This window comes from Polaromonas sp. P3_B4, assembly GCF_056402835.1.
Genome location: NZ_JBFUGQ010000001.1, coordinates 778,189 through 794,190, shown reverse-complemented (window position 1 = coordinate 794,190; position 16,002 = coordinate 778,189). Strand labels below are relative to the sequence as shown.

Annotated in this window: 17 protein-coding genes; 5 read left to right on the top strand and 12 right to left on the bottom strand. The window is 60.2% G+C overall.

The window, feature by feature from the left end; all coding sequences use genetic code 11:
• Position 1 precedes the first annotated feature (1 nt).
• From AC1DVV_RS03915 to mltB, 4 genes are all read left to right on the top strand, one after another.
• Complete coding sequence (locus AC1DVV_RS03915) at positions 2-922, top strand: AAA family ATPase (RefSeq protein WP_457278892.1); 921 nt, start codon at positions 2-4, stop codon at positions 920-922.
• A 5-nt stretch (positions 923-927) separates the two neighbouring features.
• On the top strand, positions 928-2,028 hold the full coding sequence (locus AC1DVV_RS03910) for a DUF58 domain-containing protein (RefSeq protein ID WP_457278893.1): 1,101 nt from the start codon (positions 928-930) through the stop codon (positions 2,026-2,028).
• A gap of 667 nt (positions 2,029-2,695) precedes the next feature.
• Entirely contained in the window at positions 2,696-4,711 is a 2,016-nt protein-coding gene (locus tag AC1DVV_RS03905; RefSeq protein ID WP_457278894.1) for a transglutaminase TgpA family protein, read from the top strand.
• Positions 4,712-4,760: 49 nt separating this feature from the next.
• Complete coding sequence (gene mltB / locus AC1DVV_RS03900) at positions 4,761-5,840, top strand: lytic murein transglycosylase B (protein WP_457278895.1); 1,080 nt, start codon at positions 4,761-4,763, stop codon at positions 5,838-5,840.
• Between the two features lie 57 nt (positions 5,841-5,897).
• Here the strand turns inward: mltB and AC1DVV_RS03895 are convergent, their stop codons facing one another.
• The 11 genes from AC1DVV_RS03895 to AC1DVV_RS03845 form a co-directional block, all read right to left on the bottom strand.
• Positions 5,898-6,206 carry a hypothetical protein gene (locus AC1DVV_RS03895; RefSeq protein ID WP_477688923.1) on the bottom strand — a complete coding sequence of 103 codons (309 nt, stop codon included), beginning with the start codon at positions 6,204-6,206 and terminating at the stop codon, positions 5,898-5,900.
• A 254-nt stretch (positions 6,207-6,460) separates the two neighbouring features.
• A complete protein-coding gene (locus AC1DVV_RS03890) occupies positions 6,461-6,892 on the bottom strand; it encodes a TIGR02594 family protein (RefSeq protein WP_477667541.1) in 432 nt (143 codons plus the stop codon).
• A gap of 16 nt (positions 6,893-6,908) precedes the next feature.
• Positions 6,909-7,451, bottom strand: a complete 543-nt coding sequence (locus AC1DVV_RS03885; protein ID WP_457278898.1) for a cysteine hydrolase family protein — start codon at positions 7,449-7,451, stop codon at positions 6,909-6,911.
• 76 nt (positions 7,452-7,527) lie between these two features.
• Positions 7,528-8,085: a GFA family protein gene (locus AC1DVV_RS03880; protein ID WP_457278899.1), complete on the bottom strand. Its 558-nt coding sequence runs from the start codon at positions 8,083-8,085 to the stop codon at positions 7,528-7,530.
• Positions 8,086-8,147: 62 nt separating this feature from the next.
• Entirely contained in the window at positions 8,148-8,558 is a 411-nt protein-coding gene (locus tag AC1DVV_RS03875; RefSeq protein WP_457278900.1) for a hypothetical protein, read from the bottom strand.
• 45 nt (positions 8,559-8,603) lie between these two features.
• A complete protein-coding gene (locus AC1DVV_RS03870; RefSeq protein WP_457278901.1) occupies positions 8,604-9,008 on the bottom strand; it encodes a hypothetical protein in 405 nt (134 codons plus the stop codon).
• Between the two features lie 214 nt (positions 9,009-9,222).
• Positions 9,223-9,585, bottom strand: a complete 363-nt coding sequence (locus AC1DVV_RS03865) for a hypothetical protein (RefSeq protein ID WP_477701702.1) — start codon at positions 9,583-9,585, stop codon at positions 9,223-9,225.
• Between the two features lie 72 nt (positions 9,586-9,657).
• Positions 9,658-10,149, bottom strand: coding sequence for a GNAT family N-acetyltransferase (locus AC1DVV_RS03860; RefSeq protein ID WP_457278903.1), 492 nt, complete (start codon positions 10,147-10,149; stop codon positions 9,658-9,660).
• A 1,387-nt stretch (positions 10,150-11,536) separates the two neighbouring features.
• Positions 11,537-11,869, bottom strand: coding sequence for a hypothetical protein (locus AC1DVV_RS03855; protein ID WP_457278904.1), 333 nt, complete (start codon positions 11,867-11,869; stop codon positions 11,537-11,539).
• 96 nt (positions 11,870-11,965) lie between these two features.
• On the bottom strand, positions 11,966-12,286 hold the full coding sequence (locus tag AC1DVV_RS03850; protein WP_477667455.1) for a hypothetical protein: 321 nt from the start codon (positions 12,284-12,286) through the stop codon (positions 11,966-11,968).
• A gap of 112 nt (positions 12,287-12,398) precedes the next feature.
• Entirely contained in the window at positions 12,399-13,388 is a 990-nt protein-coding gene (locus AC1DVV_RS03845; protein ID WP_457278906.1) for a dienelactone hydrolase family protein, read from the bottom strand.
• 682 nt (positions 13,389-14,070) lie between these two features.
• Here AC1DVV_RS03845 and AC1DVV_RS03840 point away from each other — a divergent pair.
• Entirely contained in the window at positions 14,071-14,328 is a 258-nt protein-coding gene (locus tag AC1DVV_RS03840; RefSeq protein WP_457280218.1) for a hypothetical protein, read from the top strand.
• A 790-nt stretch (positions 14,329-15,118) separates the two neighbouring features.
• Here the strand turns inward: AC1DVV_RS03840 and AC1DVV_RS03835 are convergent.
• A complete protein-coding gene (locus tag AC1DVV_RS03835; RefSeq protein ID WP_457278907.1) occupies positions 15,119-15,937 on the bottom strand; it encodes a transglutaminase family protein in 819 nt (272 codons plus the stop codon).
• Positions 15,938-16,002 lie beyond the last annotated feature (65 nt).

Below are 16,002 nucleotides of genomic sequence, written 5' to 3'. Positions count from 1 at the left end.
CATGAAAGTCACAGAAAAACTCCAGGCACTTCTCGATCAGCTTAACACGGTCATCGTCGGAAAACCGGCACAGGTACAGGACTGCGTGGCCTGCCTGCTGGCCGGCGGCCACCTGCTGATTGAAGACGTTCCGGGCGTCGGAAAAACCACCCTGGCCCATGCGCTGTCCCGTTCTTTCGGGCTGCAGTTTTCGCGGGTGCAGTTCACCGCCGACCTGATGCCCAGCGATTTGTCGGGTGTGTCGATTTACGAACGCCAGAAGGAAAGCTTTGTGTTTCACCCGGGGCCGGTTTTTGCGCAGGTGCTGCTGGCCGATGAAATCAACCGGGCCAGCCCGAAAACCCAAAGCGCCCTGCTCGAAGCCATGGAGGAAAAGCAGGTCACGGTCGAGGGCGAAACCCGGCCCCTGCCCCTGCCGTTTTTCGTGATCGCCACACAGAATCCGCACGACCAGCTCGGCACCTACGCCCTGCCCGAGTCCCAGCTGGATCGCTTTCACATGCGGATTTCGCTGGGCTACCCTGACCGCGCCGCCGAACGCGAATTGCTGCGGGGCGCCGACCGCCGCGACATGCTCGAAAAACTGCCGGCCCTGCTGGCGCCGCACGACCTGCTGGAGCTGCAGCAGATGGTGGCGCAGGTTCACGCGTCGGAGCCGCTGCTGAACTACCTGCAGGACCTGGTCACGGCGACCCGTTCAGGCCGCTGGTTTCTGCAAGGCCTCAGCCCGCGCGCGGGCATTGCCATCATGCGGGCCGCCAAAGCACAGGCCTTCCTGAGCAAGCGGGACTACGTGGCGCCGGACGACATTGCTGCCGTGCTGCCGCAAACCGCCGCACACCGGCTCATTCCGGTCAGCGACGCCGGCCGCGGCCCTGTGGAGCAGGTGCGGGCCATGCTCGACGCCGTGCCCCTCCCCTGAAGAAGATGGACGCCCCCCGAAGCGCCTCCGGCGCCTCCCCCCCCGGGGGGCGCCACCAGTGGCCCGGCAAAGCCGGTTCCACGGCGGCCCGCGAATGGAATCCTTTTGCCTTCATTCGCGGGCGCTTCCAGAAGTGGTGGCAAAGCAAGCTGCCGTTCACCGACAGCGTGTCGCTGACCCAGCGCAACGTGTACATCCTGCCCACGCGGCCTGGCCTGATGCTGGGCGTGACGCTGCTGGTGCTGCTGGTGGCTTCCATCAACTACCAGCTCAACCTGGGCTACCTGCTGACGTTCCTGCTGGCCGGCAGTGCTCTGGTCGGCATGCACGTCTGCCACGGCACGTTGCGCGGTCTTGCTATGAATTTAGTAGCGCCTCCCGCTCACTACGCGGGTGCTACCGCCGCATTTGATGTAAAACTCATGAACGCCAGGCGTACCGCGCGCCATGGCATCGGGCTGAGCGTGCTGAACCCACACGATGTGGACACCAAAAAGGACGCCAAAAAGGGCGGGGAGCAGCACTGGGTGTGGACCGACGTGCCCGCGCAGGGCAGCAGCGTGGTGCAGGTGGCCTTCACGCCGCCGCGGCGGGGCTTGTACCGGCTGCCGACGCTGACCGCCGAAACCCGTTACCCGCTCGGCACCTTTCGCGTCTGGACGGTGTGGCGCCCGGCTGCCCAGATCCTGGTCTATCCGCAGCCCGAAGCCCACCCGCCACCGCTGCCGCCCGGCGAGCCCCGCTCCGGTGGCGCGACGGCGGCCTCACGGGCACAAAGCACGGGTGAATTCGATGGCGTACGCGGTTACCGCCGCGGCGACCCCATGAAACTGATCGTCTGGAAAAAAGCAGCCAAGGCCGATGAACAGGGCAACGGCCTGGTCGTGCGTGACACGCAGCAAGCCCAGCGGCATGAGCTCTGGCTGGACTTCATGAATGCGGGCTCTGCCGGTGTTGAACAAAAGCTTTCACGGCTGTGTGCCTGGGTGTTGATGGCCGACAAGCTCGCGCTGGACTATGGCTTGAGGTTGCCTTCGGTGGAGATCAAGCCTGCCAGTGGGGAGGCGCATAAACGGCTTTGCCTGGAGGCGTTGGCGGTATGTTGACGGTTTCTGGGTTTATCCGACCGGGGGGCTTTTTGCTGGGGACGGCTGGCCGGGGGTTGCCCGGCGGCAACTCACTTTCTTTTGCTTCGCCAAAAGAAAGTAAGCAAAGAAAAGGCGACCCTGCTGTTTGCGTCCCTGCGCTGCGCTTCGGGCAGCCTGTGGTGCTCGGTCCAGCCGGGGTCAAAAACAACTCGCCTGCGGCTCAAACAAGTTTTTGCCCTGATCCGTCTGGCCCTGCGCTCCTCGGCGCATACAGAAGGGGTGGGGTAAGGAATACCAACAGCCAACAGCCGAATAGCAGAACCCGAACACTTGAAGAAACAAGGACACGCCATGGCGTGTCCTTGTTGGTATTGGTCCCCGCTCCCGATTTCCCCTTGTGGATGCGCCGAGGAGCGCAGGCTCAGGCGGATCAGGGATCGCGATTGTCTGAGCCGAAGGCGAGTTCGAGCGAGACCCCGCCTGAGCCGAGCACCGCAGGTTGCCCCGTAGCGCAGCGAAGGGGACGCAGGAACCAGGGTCGCCTTTTCTTTGCTTACTTTCTTTTGGCGAAGCAAAAGAAAGTGAGTTGCCGCCGGCAACCCCGGCCCCGGAACTCAATCCACCTCAGCGCCCTTACAACAACGAGGCTTCGACAGGCCCAGCCCGAACGGGGACGGGAAGCCCCATGCTGACCCGCCTCCAAACCCTTCCCCGCGACGCCCGCGACACCCTGTTCCTGTTGCTGGTCATCGCCTGGGTGCTGCTGCCCCAGGTGGGCAACCTGCCGCTGTGGTGCAGCGCGCTGGCCAGTACCGTGCTGGTGTGGCGCGGCTGGCTGGCCGTGCAGGCCCGTCCGCTGCCGGGCAAGTGGTGGCTGCTGGCCCTGCTGGCCCTGACCATTGGCGCCACGCTGACGACGCACCGAACCTTGTTCGGCCGCGATGCAGGCGTGACCTTGCTGGTCGTGCTGCTGACGCTCAAGACCCTGGAGCTGCGGGCCCGGCGCGACGCCTTTGTGGTGTTCTTTCTCAGCTTCTTCTGCATGCTGAGCAACTTCTTTTATTCTCAGTCCCTGCTTACCGCCTTCAGCATGCTGCTAGGGTTGATGGGTCTGCTGACCGTGCTGGTCAATGCCCATTTGCCGGTGGGCAAACCGCCGCTGCTGCAAGCGGCCAAAACAGCAGGCTGGATGGCCCTGCTGGGCGCGCCCATCATGCTGGTGCTGTTTTTGCTGTTTCCGCGCCTGGCGCCTTTGTGGGGGGTGCCGAGCGATGCGATGACCGGCCGCAGCGGCCTGAGCCCCAGCATGCAGGTGGGCAGTATCGCCACTCTGGCACTGGACGACAGCGTAGCCATGCGCATCCGGTTTGAGGGCGGCAAGCCACCACCCCAGCAAGAGCTGTACTTCAGGGGGCCTGTGCTTTCAAACTTCGATGGGCGCAACTGGCAGCCGTTGCGCGCGTTCCTGCCATCGCGTTATGCCCTGCCTGCTAACCTCGAAGTGGCTGGTGCGCCTGTCAACTATGAAGTGACGCTTGCCCCCAATAATCAACCATGGATCTTCGTGATGGAGGCGGCCCCGCAAAGCCCCGACTTGCCCGGATACCGCAATACCATGGAGGCCGATCTCCAGTGGTTCACCAACCGGCCTGTCACCGACCTGGTGCGCTACAAGGCCCAGAGCTATCCGATCTTCAGGCATGGGCCGCGTCAGCAGGTGATCGGCCTGCAGGAATTTGTAGCGCTGCCGGCCGGCTTTAATCCCCGCACGCTGGCGCTCGCAGCCGAGATTCGCCGCGACCCGCGTTATGCGGTGGCAAATACCCGTACGCTGGTGCAAGTTGCGCTGGAACGGCTGCGCACCGGGGGCTACGTTTACACGCTGGAGCCCGGTGTGTACGGGCAACACACCGCCGACGAATTCTGGTTTGACCGCAAGGAAGGTTTTTGCGAACACATCGCCTCGGCCTTTGTCATCCTGATGCGCGCCCTCGACATCCCGGCGCGCATCGTCACCGGCTACCAGGGCGGCGAGCTCAACAGCGTCGACGGCTACTGGGTGGTGCGGCAAAGCGACGCGCATGCCTGGGCCGAAGTCTGGCAGGCCGGTGAAGGCTGGGTGCGCGTAGACCCAACCTCAGCAGTGGCGCCGGGACGCACAGGGGCGTTCCAGCGCCTGGCCGCACCGCAAGGCGTGGTGGCGCAAGCCCTGGGCAACTTCAGCCCGACCTTGACTGCGCAGCTGCGCGCCACCTGGGAGGCCGTGAACAACGGCTGGAACCAGTGGGTGCTGAACTACACCCAAGGCAAACAACTCAATTTGCTGAAAGACATCGGCTTTGAGTCCCCCAGCTGGGAAGACCTGAGCTATGTGCTGATCGGTATCGTGGTGTTGGCCGCCCTGGTCGGCGCGGCCTGGACGCTGTGGGACCGTGCGCAGCACGATCCCTGGCTGCGCCTGCTGGCCCGCACGCGCAAGCGGCTGGAAAAGGCCGGCCTTCACAGCACGCCCGCCACCTCGCCCCGCCAGCTGGCGCAGGAGGTGCTGGGCCGCTACGGCAAGCAAGGCGAGGCCCTGCATGACTGGTTGATGCGCCTGGAGCACCTGCGCTACGCCGCCGTGCCGGCAAGCGGCGGTAAAGCGGCGCTGCAGCTTCATGCGCTCAGGCAGGAGTTCGACCGGCTCGCCTGGCCCGCTTAAAATCGGCTCAGCCCTCCCCGCTCACTCCTCGTCATTCGATCACTCCTTCATGCGCCTTCAACGTTTCGGATTTGCTCTCTTTTTGATAGCTGCTTGCGCAGTATCTGCCTGGTCTGGCGAGGGAAATAACATCAAAAAACGCGTGGCCGCCAAATCGGCCCCGGCGCAAGGGCCGCTGTATTCCACCCGCCCCGAAGCCATGCAGTTTGCCGACGACATGGCCGCACGCCGCGACCTGGACCCCGACTGGGTGCGCGATGCGATCGGCCAGTCGCGTTACAACGCCACCGTGGTGCGGCTGATGCAGCCGCCAGCCAAGACCTTTGTCAAAAACTGGCGCGTCTACCGCAGCCGCTTCATCGACCCGGTGCGCATCGAGGCCGGCAGGCGCTTCTGGCTGGAAAACCAGCAGACACTGGAGCGTGCCGAAAAGGAATACGGCGTACCCGCCGAAATCATCGTCGGCATCATCGGCGTGGAAACCATCTACGGCCGCGACACCGGCAGTTTTCGCGTGATGGATGCCCTGACCACGCTGGCCTTCGATTTCCCTGCCAACCATCCGCGCGCCAAAGAGCGCAGCGAATTCTTCAAGGGAGAAATTGAACAGTTCCTGACGCTGCAACACCGGCTTGAGGCCAGCCCTTTCGACGCACGCGGAAGCTTCGCCGGCGCCATGGGTATGCCGCAGTTCATGCCTTCCAGCCGGGTCAAATACGCGGTGGACTTCGACGGCGACGGCAATATCGATCTGTCGGGCAGCCCGGCCGACGTGATCGGCTCAGTCGCGAGTTATTTCAAGGCCTTCAACTGGCAGCCGGGCATGCCCACGCATTACCCCGTGAGCTTCGACAAAAGCCGGCTCGACATGGACGCCCTGATGGCGCCCGACATCCTGCCTACATTCGGTGTTGAAAGCTTCACGGCCAAGGGTGCTGTCCTGGAAGGCCCTGCGCTGCAGCACACCGGGCCGCTCGCGCTGGTGGAGCTGCTCAACGGCCCGGACGCGCCGCAATACATTGCGGGCACCGAAAACTTCTACGCCATTACCCGCTACAACTGGAGCAGTTATTACGCGATGGCGGTGATTGAGCTGGGGCGGGAAGTGGCGGCGCGGGTCAGGCAGTAGGCACCCACCGGCCGGCCTGTGCCGTCCGTTCGGCCAGACGGTTGGCGCGAGGCCGCGTCAATCCCATTCACCGTCCTCCCGCCACTGAATATCCGTTTTCCTGAGCAGGTGAGAAGTCAGCACAACCCGCCCCTGTTTCAGGGTGCCATTTTCAAGTTTCACCTTCACTAAATATTCTTGGACGTTATCGTCTTGCAGGGGACGCATTCCGCTACCGTCGAATTCATGAACATCTCGCACTTCCAGAAGTTCGCCGCCTTGCCCCCTGGCCCAGGCAGCCAGCCCTCTTTTATCTGCGTTTCGGCTCCAGATCCACAAGACCACCATGCAGATGACAACCGCCACCGGAACAACCCATGATTTCATTGGAGCGTCTCCCTTTGACGTTGTAATTTTGAGGCCCAACGTTGGCGCTCACCATGGGCCGGAGGATCGGATGGAAATCCCGGTGCATGGCAGGATGCCACGAAAGCGCCCAGATAGCCAACAAATTCAGGACAGTGCGGCCCTGCGGCAGTACAACTGACGCCGGTGCCAATGACGCCAAGCGCCAATGATGGCCGCCGGTAAGGATGAAGTAACCTGGTGCGCAGCAGGCGAAGCACGCAGTTGCACGAAGATCAAGGCCCCTTGCCAGAGGGCCAGCGATACCCCAGCACCGTAACCAACGGGTAGGCGTTTTCACACACCTGGTCCAGCTGGTTGCCGCCCAGCAGGTACACATTCGTTTCATCTGCGCGAAGAAAAAAACCCACGTGGCCCTTCCAGCCGCCCGGATCTTCCCGCGACAACACGACAACGCAGCCGGGCACCGGCCCACCGAGCGGCTCACCCCATTCCAGCCAGGAACGCGCCAGCGCAGACCCGGTGCCGGGAATGCCGACCTGTGCCAAAGCCCAATTCACGAATGATGAACACCACGACGCCTTGTCGTCATAGCCGCGAATGTTGGTGTGGGCGTGGTACTCGGTCACTCTGAGGTTGCTTTGGCCGGCAGGGAACGTGCGCACGCCGACTTCGGCAAAGGCGATGGGCATCCAGGGTGCGTGCATAGAAATCAAAACTGGCTCAGACCGTAACCTTGATCTCGCCCGCTAGCTGTGGAGTGACTCTTGGCCCAAAGCTCTGGATGTTTGCCAGGGTCGCCGTATGGTGGGCCGAAATCTGTGCCGCAGTGAGGATTCCGTTGTCCACGGTGGAGTGGCCATCCGAAACCAGCGTGACCGGATAGCCGAGAGCCAGGGCGCGCCGGGTCGTTGTGTCTACGCAAAAGTCGCTTTGCATACCGCAGATGATCAGCTTTTTGATTTCACGCTCCTGCAGCAGCGCGTGCAGCTCCGTATTGTGGAACGAGTCGGTCGCCTTCTTCCGCAGGCGGATATCGGTTGGCTGGGTGTCCAGGCCATCGGCGAGTTTCCACCCTTCAGTGCCATATTCCAGTGGATCATCCGGCGCCTCGTGCTGGATCAGGATGACGGGAGCTCCCGCGGCGCGGGCCATGGCAGACACCTGGTTGATTCTGTCGATGACGCGCCGGCTTTCAAAGGCCCCGCTCTCGCCGGAGCAAAGAGCCTTCTGAACGTCGATGATAAGGAGGGCAGTTGTCGTCATGGATTAAGGTCTGATGTTGATGTGCTGGAGGAAAGGGGAAATTCAGCCCGCCACAATTTGCAGGCTCGACCAGTGTTTAGTTTGCATCGCCGGAGCCACGCTGTTGCATCGCCTCCTGCCACAGCCTGGCGAGCTCCCCCGGGCGATCGGGGTGGGTTTCGTACACGGCAACGCCTGGCGGAATCACCACCCAGGAAAGCGCGCTTTTTGTCCAGAGGTGCGCAACAGGCTCAAACTCCCGCGCGTTGTGCAATGTGCCGGGCAGCAACGCCGCCATGGTCGGCTTGTCGGCCGGTTCCGCCCACAACCGGGTATCGCAATCAACACACACTTTCGCCCTGCGTTGGCGCCCGTTTCCCATGTCAAACGTCAGGAGCTGCGGGCTTCCCTGCGTGACCTCCAGCGCCGAGCGGTCAACCCACATGGCCAGCCGCATGCTACTGCCGGAGCGCCGCTGGCAGTCTGTGCAATGACACGCGTAGAACGTCAGCGGATGCGCAGTCAGCTGGTACTGCACCTTTGCGCAAAGGCAGCTGCCGGTCCATGGCGGTTTTGATTCCGGGTAACGCATTTTTAGCCTGACGTTGAAATCAATCGGCAGCCAACAAGCATGCAAAGCAGGCTGGCCGAACATTCGTGCCTACCAAGCTGGCAAATTGCGTCATGCGCCGCTCCAGCCCCAAGTACCCACCGCAGTCAGCCCTCACGTGAAGCTCGATCTTCGTCGGGTTCACTGCAAACAAACCTGACACCCGTGACGCCGCGAATGCTGGGGACAGCAATCAATGTAATCGGTGTCGCCAGCGTGGTCTCCTGGATTCCTGCCCAGGCACCGTTCTCCCAAATGGAAATTGCTTCCAGTTGATCAAGCTCCGCGTTGTAGCTGGCCGAGCCAATCACATCGCTCCCCTCGATGCGCAGCGTAATGACCGGCTCCGTCATTGCATCCGTGACATCCGCGGTGTTCAAGACCGGGCACTGCCACGTCTCATCTTCCACCTCGCCCTCCAGTCCGGCCTCCCAGGCCCACAACCAAATGGGATGATTCTTGGCGTCCTGCAGCGAGATATCGTCCAGCGCCTTCGGCGTTCCAAATTCGAATTTCATGAGTTTTGTTCTTGTGGGCAGGTGTTTGAGATGAGTGGTTGAGCTTCAGACCGGTTGACTCTTGGAGGTGTACTTCAGGCGTGACGGATTCCAGAAGGCAAACTGGCTCCCGTTTCTTGCAATCTCCAGCGCGGAGGCTCCCCCTAAATCTTCCATGACTTCCGACACCTCGCTCTCGTCACCCAGATCGTCGAACTCGACGGCAAACGCTCTCTCGACCACATCTTCGTAGTGCTTCATGGTGTTCTCCATTGCAACTTCTTCAGCGATTGGGCCTGCAATACGATGCGTGTGGATGTCCTGGTCTATTGCAAACGTTTTGATGCGCCAGGTCTCGTTTTCCGAGAACCACCACTGAACCGTGTCGAAGTGATCACCTTCAGCATCATGCTCAACGTTGCCGACATAGGAGCTTTGAACCGTGAGCTGGAAGACAAGCAATTTGTTCATGATGGATTCCAATATTCAATACAAACAGGCCACCGAGGGCGGCTGAAATGATCGACCGTTAAGGGAAGGAGGGTTCGATCATACGGAATGCCCAGGAAGACCAGCAGCAGGCGGACCTTGCCGGCATTGCCAGAAGTTTCGCGATCGTAAAGGTGAAGCATATGCGCGTTGCGGCACTCAACGTTGGCGTTATGCGGCGAATGGCATTCTCAGCTCACATTTCCCAGTTGAACCTGCCGGTGACTGAGCGATTCGGCAGCTTCAAGATGCCCTCACTACCGCGAACTGAAAGCTCAAAGTCTGGCGGCAGCTTGCTGTCCCCGGGATTCCTGTAGCGAACGAGCAGGATTTTTGCCTTCACGTCAAATGCCACGGCGACCAGATGCGGCGGCCGAAGCATCGGACTCGAGCCCGCCCCAGGCGCGGCAAACGACACACCAGCCAGAACTGGGCGCTCCTGTTGCCCTACTTCAAAGTCCAGAACGTAGCCAGCACTTTCGAACGACAAGGAGCCGGTGGCGAATGCAACACTGCTTGCGGCGGTGGCGAGGGCGGCGATAGCAAAAGCAGGACGCACCATTAATCTCTGGACGGAATAGCGACCGCGCCCAGGCAAAGCCGTCCACAAGGCGCCCGCCCGGTGGAAGGATCAGGCAACATCTGCAAGCCGTGACGGCGAGAGCTCAAGGGCCAGGTACCTGGTACCGGGGACGGGATTGAAGGTAACGGGCGCCGCAGGTTGAAAACCCAGGGACTCGTAGATGCGCTGTGCGGCAGAAAACTCAGGCAAGACATCGAGGCAGATGCGGGAGTAGCCCGCAGCCCGCGCTTCATCGAGGATACGTTCGATGAGCCGGCGGCCAAGGCTTTCGCCTCTCGCATCCGGCCGCACGTAGACGCGCTTCATTTCGCAGGTGGTTGCGTCAACGCGGCGAAGCGCGGCACAGCCAACGACAGCCGGCCCCTTCCATGCGAGAAGCAGGCGACCATCGGGCGCGGCGTACTTTCCGGGTAACGCAGCGAATTCCGCTTCGTAATTCTGGAAGGCAAGGCTTACGCTTGGACTGGCGACGTACTCCCGAAGGATGGCTACGACATGCTCAAGGTCATCGGGGAAGGTCGCGGGCTTGATATCGGTCATCTGAGAAGCCTAACGTTTGACATGAGGGGCGGCCGCAAGTGGGCGAAGCCCGCTTGTGGACGTCCCCTCGATGGAAGGGTTAGGCCGCATTCGTTGTGGCCGCAGTTGACTCGGACTCTGACGACTCCAGCTCAGGAGGGTAGTGATACCAGGCTTCATGCGGAGACAGTTCGCTGCAGGCAAGACACTGGGTCTTCGTCCACTTGTATGCGCAACCCGGGCAAACGCCTCGAGTCCAAAACGTATTCCAAACGGTCCCACAAGACGGCATGCATTCCCATCTGTCTTCTGAGCGTGGCCTCCACTCGCATACTGGACAGTAGATTTCCGCCTTGTCGTGCATTCGCACTCTCCCTCGAACCAAGTATTTCAACGGACTATGCCACAACCGCCTACGGCTTGCCCCGGAACCGGCGGAGGCGCTCGCGAGCTGCACGTACTTCGTCAGGCGTGCGCTGGCGAAACAGCCATTTTGCGGCTGCCACTACAGCGGCCACGAAGACGATTGTGATGAACAACCACGGTTCCATAATGCGGCCTAACGTTTGACATGAGCGGGGGCGAAGGCGATCCGCTCTTGATGGAATGGTTAGCCCTCATCGCTCACTTTTCGATGAGAACTGAATGCTGAGAGCGATCAGAGCGGCGGGAACCGCGAGAGCGAAATGAGCCGCCGCGACGCCTTTCGGGCCGAAAAGGTCTCCAGCAAAAGAGAAGAGAGAAGCCGCTCGACCTGAAGGAGACAAAGATCCCGGGTGGGCCCATTCGTAAGTACCGCAGCCCAGACAGACGAACGTTATGCCCCAAGCGATTGCGAGCCCCGCCCAGCGAGGCAATCCTTGGGAAGAACCGATGGGCAGGTTCATGAGGGCTAACGTGCGTGTGACCGGCGCTCAAGGTCAGGTGCGACCAAAGGGAGCAGACTCACTTGGGCGTCCGTGTCGACTAGCGGGTTATGTGGCGTCCTATCCACGTGCAACTCCAACCAGGGCCGTGACCAAGAAGGCACCCGCCAGTGACACACAGCCTATGTTGAGGCTCGTGCGCAGGCTCGAATAAGCCACAAGATCGACTAACCCCCGAACAAAGGTGACTAGGGTGATGAAAAATGCAGCAATGCCTGTGATCACAATTGCTCCGAGCAACAACGCTCCGTCGCCGTGAACGTTCCAAAGATGTCCTTGGCCTGAGCCCACCATTCCCACAATCACAAAGGCCAAGGGAACTAGGGCCGGCGCAACCAAGCGTATCCTCGGAAACTCGCTTGGATCTGGTGGGACGCAGCGATACCTCATGTGCTCAAGCCATATAGCGTCGGCGCTGTACGGCACGCAGCACGCGCCGCGAAGCGGCATTCTGACGCTGCTTGTCCGCGACGAGCACCCTGTTAGATTGAATTTCTTTTCCTGAGCTTGTGAAGTGCATAGCCAGTGAATCCTTGATGTATGAAACCGAATAGTGCCATGAGAGGTATCCACGCGGCAAAGTATTGGGGCAAAGCCAGTAGCAGCATCAGGCAAGCCAACAGGCCCGCTCCAAACGTTAAGTCGCGCCAAGCAAACCATCGAGCAAATGCTTCAATGCCTTCAGGCGGGCGCGAAATCCATTGATGTGTAAGTTCAACGCGGCCTTTGACTCCCATCTGATAGGCGCGCCAGAGAAGAAATGACGCCATACCAACAGGCAGGACCAGAAATACTAAAACCGTGAGCGCGTACATCTGAAAATCTAACGTTGGCGCTGCCCGGCACACAACCTGCGCCGCAAAGCGGCAGCCTTGGGTTGCGTGTCCGTGCCGAGCAACGGGTTAAATGGCTCAGTAGGCAGGAAGAAGAATGACTGCACCAACACACACCACCATTTCTAGAAAAAACTGAAATACCGCGCGCCAATGCCGCTTGTATGCAAACCAGAAAAACGATCCGAAGGCAACGACAAAGCCCAAAAACAGGACCTCCGCAGAAAAATGATAGACGATGAAATTGAAGGTTGCAGCGGCGAACCCTTTGTCGTCCAGAAAGTTTGGGCGGTCAAAGAAATACGCCGACCACGGCAAGAAAATCAGACCGAAACACACGAGGGCCGTGCTGACGCGGAACCGAAATCGCGGGAGCGTTTGAACTTGCGAGGTTGCCATTTAACGTTCCGCATCACCCGCGCGCGCCGCTGTTGCGCGCGTCGGCGTGGATGCGGCGGTTAGGCGTGACGTTTCTATCCTCCGCGAACACGAAGAATTCTCACATTCGCCTTCATTTCGGAGGGCCTACGCCGCCGTCACGTGCCTTGAGGTGGCGGGCAAGAAACTCGAAAACCCGTTTGCGCGACTCGTCCGCGACCTTGGCGTCGTAAGCGAAGAGCACCCCCTCGGGGGAACTTCCAATCTGACGGACGCGCCGGGGCGGGCTGGATTTGGGTTGGTCCCAAGCGTGGCCGGTATTAGGGAACACATGCCATTCGACCGGTGCGCCGGATTCCTGGAGCTTTTGAAGTCGGGGCAGGCATTCCCGCGGGTCGCCGTCTTCATCCAGCTCGCCGAGGAGTGACAGGAGCGGCGCATCGCTGTCCGGCAGCACGAACGTCGCGCCGAATTCCCGGCTGAAGCACTGGCCGTAAACCGCGACGGTGGCGGCGAAGCGCTGCACGGAATACCTCGCGGCGGTTCCCTTGCTCGCAAGCAAATGCGCGACCCGTCCGCCCTGCGAAAACCCCATCGCGGCGACACGGGAGGTATCTACGAAATCAAACTTGCCCAGATGCCGTAGCGCTTCATAGGCGTCCCGAACGCGGACTGGTAGAGGAGCGAAACCCGGACGAATGACGAAGCAGGTACCCTCCTGGGGAATCCCTCTTTGTTTCCAGCTATCCACGACGAAGGCGACGTAGCCCTCTTCCAGCGCCCGGCTCACCCAGTAACGCATGTGCTGGGGATCAAAATCGACCGCCGCGCACGTGTGCAATAGAAGCAGCGCGGGGAACGGACCATTGCCTTTCGGCTTGAAGATGGCCATCCGAGAAGCGTTGGTAAAGGAGCCAAATTCCTCCACTGTGTCCGGAAACTTCAACCCCATGACGGAGTACGCTTGGAGGCAGAGTTGCCGGGGTCGCTCGTCTGCCACGGCCTCGCAGCGCGCCTTTTGCTCCGGAGTCGGCTCAACAAACTCGACCGCATCGGCGTTCGGCGAAAATCCAAACGAGGAAACGAATCCGAGTACGAGCAGGAACGAAATGACCGATCTCATGTGACACTAGAACTATTCATACACGCCTAACGTTTGAGATGACCGGCGGACAGTAGGCTGGCGAAGCTAGCCGATAGGACGTCCGTGTCGATCGACTGGTTAGGGCGCATCACCGCGTACCCTCTTCCACTCGCAGCGATGCTGAGTCTGGTGAGACCCACGCCTCAACGCCCCAAGACCTAGCCAACGACAATCGGCATGCCTTTGCAACCTCAAGAGCACGGTGTTTCAGTATGGAGCTGTCGTCCGGCATGTAATGGAGCGCTTGACCAAATTGAACCATGGCCGCCTCTACCTCCTTATTCTCAACGAGAGCAAGTTCTCCCCAATAGAGCTCCCAAAAACGCGCGACCGCTTCGGGCCGTGGTGAGGATGCAATTTGAGCACACACTCTCGCAGCTTCTGAATAGAGAGCAAGCTGCCTTTCCAAGAACGGTCTTGTTGATTCCACGCGCCTAGTCTGTGCTGCGCGCTCGTTCTCTCGCTCGATAGCCGCAAGTTTCTCGCGATGTGTCTCCCGCCAGGTCCACACGCCCCATAGGAAGAGAACTCCGCCACCGATGCTCTTGAAAAGGAATTCGAGTAAGGCGATGTCCATGGTGCGCTCTAACGTGAAGATGACCGGCGCACAACACTTAGCGGCGAAGCCGCCTCGTGATATTGTGTGTCCGCGTCGATTGGCATGTTAGACCTCACGACGGGCAAGCCAGAGCTTTTCCATGCTGACAATTTCCATGCATTCCTGGATGATTTTATGAAGTCGCCTACGTGGCGGAAAGGAATGGATTCCCCATGTCAGGACTCCGGTCTCAAGGCGCGTGAGCTTGCCTTCGAACAAGTCATTTACTTCATAAACGATGCCGATGGCTTTGAACTGGTAGGTACAAACATAATGAATGCGCTCAGTGGCATCGTATGGGTGGTTGCACTCGCCTTCTAGTCGTCGAACAGTCATCTTATTGATGCCCAAAGAAATTGCGTGGTGGGGAACTCTCGCGCAGGGACGGGCCCGCTAGCGTTTGATTGAGATCGGGCCATGAGGTCTAACGTAATGTATGCCGCAAAACCTGCGGTATAACCTGGCGCTTGCAATCTAATCTGGACATTAAAACCTCCTGTAAGCCGCTTGCATGCTGGGCCTAAAAGAAATACACTGTAATTTCATACAGGTATAAAAGTTCCGTGAAACCCCGCAATCCTCCACTGCAGTCTGCCCGCTTGCTGGATCAGGTCCGGGAGCGGGTTCGGTATTTGCACTATAGCCTTAGCACCGGGAAAACTTACCTGTACTGGGGTACGTTTTTGTTCGATGCCACCGCGGCAACAGCCAGATAACGCATACAACATATCCGTTCGGTATTGGTCGCCGGTGGCGGTTTTTCGATCACGCTGACCAAAGTCCTGCCAGGCCGCCAGCTGTATGGCTCGCCTGGATTGCTATCAATTCAATAGCTTCTGGCGCTTGCTTTGATTGGGCTGGATTCCCTTTTGATGCTTAAAAAAGTCGACTTGAGCCGCTGCAGGCCTCTTTTGCGCCTCCGGGGCGGTCAATTGAGGCGTTAAAACGGGTTTTAGAGCGCTTTTGGGCCTGTTTTCATTCATATTTTAGGTCTGCAGGCCAATAGTAGCGGGCGCGAGCAGCTATGAAAACAATAGCAATCAAATGGACTGATCGGGTATCTACCTCCGCATTGCGCTCAGTGCATCTGCCCATCCAGGCCCGGGCAGGCTCACACCGGCTGAATCGTGATCTCCACCGTCATCGATTCTTCCCCGCCGCCCTGCCGCACGCCCTTGATGGGGGGGCAGGCGTTGTAGTCAGTGCCCATGGCCAGGCGCACGTGGCGCTGGTCGATCAGGCAGCTATGGGTGACGTCGATGCTGACCCAGCGGCGGGTGGCCACATCGAGGCATACGTCACACCAGGCGTGGCTGGCAAGGTCGGGCTCGTTGGCGGCGTAGAAGTAGCCGCTGACATAGCGCGCTGGGTAGCCCAGGCTGCGGCAGATGGCGACCATGACGTGGGCCTGGTCCTGGCAGACCCCTGCCCCGGACTTGAAGGCTTCCAGCGCCGTGGTCGTCACGCTGGTGCTGTTTTTCAGGTAGCCCACAGCGTCTGCCACGCCCTGGCTCAATGCCAGCAGGGACGGCAAGCTTGCGGTGCCGTCAAGGCTTTGCGGGATAAAGCGGCGGCCAAATTCGGCGAGCTCCCAATGCGGCTCAGCCAGATGCGTGGCACGCAGAAAAAAATACGGATGCGGCAGGGTTTCCGGGTCGTTGAACTCAGCCACGCCAAAGGTTTCCACATCACCAGCCGCGTTGACCAGGCTCCAGCGCACGTTATCGGCATCCTTGCCCACAAAGGTGTAGGAGCTGATGGTGTTGCCAAAGGCGTCGCGTTGGGTAAAGAGTTTTTCGGGCGCGCCCAGGCTCCAGAAATGCACCGTCTGCGCCGGGCTGGACTGCGGCGTGAGCCACAGCGTCTGCAACGCGTAACGCAGCGGCTCCGTGTACCGGTAGTCGGTGATGTGTCTGACGTGCAGTTTCATCAAGCCTCTGCCTTCCAGCGGCGCCGGGCTTGCCTTGGCTGGCCCGGCGCTGCGGCCGGTGGGTT

Coding starts and splice junctions, on each gene's coding strand:
- AC1DVV_RS03855 (WP_457278904.1), bottom strand. CDS start 11,869: ATGTACGCGCTCACGGTTTTAGTATTTCTGGTCCTGCCTGTTGGTATG.
- AC1DVV_RS03850 (WP_477667455.1), bottom strand. CDS start 12,286: ATGGCAACCTCGCAAGTTCAAACGCTCCCGCGATTTCGGTTCCGCGTC.
- AC1DVV_RS03870 (WP_457278901.1), bottom strand. CDS start 9,008: ATGAACAAATTGCTTGTCTTCCAGCTCACGGTTCAAAGCTCCTATGTC.
- AC1DVV_RS03845 (WP_457278906.1), bottom strand. CDS start 13,388: ATGAGATCGGTCATTTCGTTCCTGCTCGTACTCGGATTCGTTTCCTCG.
- mltB (WP_457278895.1), top strand. CDS start 4,761: ATGCGCCTTCAACGTTTCGGATTTGCTCTCTTTTTGATAGCTGCTTGC.
- AC1DVV_RS03860 (WP_457278903.1), bottom strand. CDS start 10,149: ATGACCGATATCAAGCCCGCGACCTTCCCCGATGACCTTGAGCATGTC.
- AC1DVV_RS03910 (WP_457278893.1), top strand. CDS start 928: ATGGACGCCCCCCGAAGCGCCTCCGGCGCCTCCCCCCCCGGGGGGCGC.
- AC1DVV_RS03875 (WP_457278900.1), bottom strand. CDS start 8,558: ATGAAATTCGAATTTGGAACGCCGAAGGCGCTGGACGATATCTCGCTG.
- AC1DVV_RS03835 (WP_457278907.1), bottom strand. CDS start 15,937: ATGAAACTGCACGTCAGACACATCACCGACTACCGGTACACGGAGCCG.
- AC1DVV_RS03905 (WP_457278894.1), top strand. CDS start 2,696: ATGCTGACCCGCCTCCAAACCCTTCCCCGCGACGCCCGCGACACCCTG.
- AC1DVV_RS03885 (WP_457278898.1), bottom strand. CDS start 7,451: ATGACGACAACTGCCCTCCTTATCATCGACGTTCAGAAGGCTCTTTGC.
- AC1DVV_RS03840 (WP_457280218.1), top strand. CDS start 14,071: ATGTTAGACCTCACGACGGGCAAGCCAGAGCTTTTCCATGCTGACAAT.
- AC1DVV_RS03880 (WP_457278899.1), bottom strand. CDS start 8,085: ATGTTCGGCCAGCCTGCTTTGCATGCTTGTTGGCTGCCGATTGATTTC.
- AC1DVV_RS03895 (WP_477688923.1), bottom strand. CDS start 6,206: ATGAAATCATGGGTTGTTCCGGTGGCGGTTGTCATCTGCATGGTGGTC.
- AC1DVV_RS03890 (WP_477667541.1), bottom strand. CDS start 6,892: ATGCACGCACCCTGGATGCCCATCGCCTTTGCCGAAGTCGGCGTGCGC.
- AC1DVV_RS03915 (WP_457278892.1), top strand. CDS start 2: ATGAAAGTCACAGAAAAACTCCAGGCACTTCTCGATCAGCTTAACACG.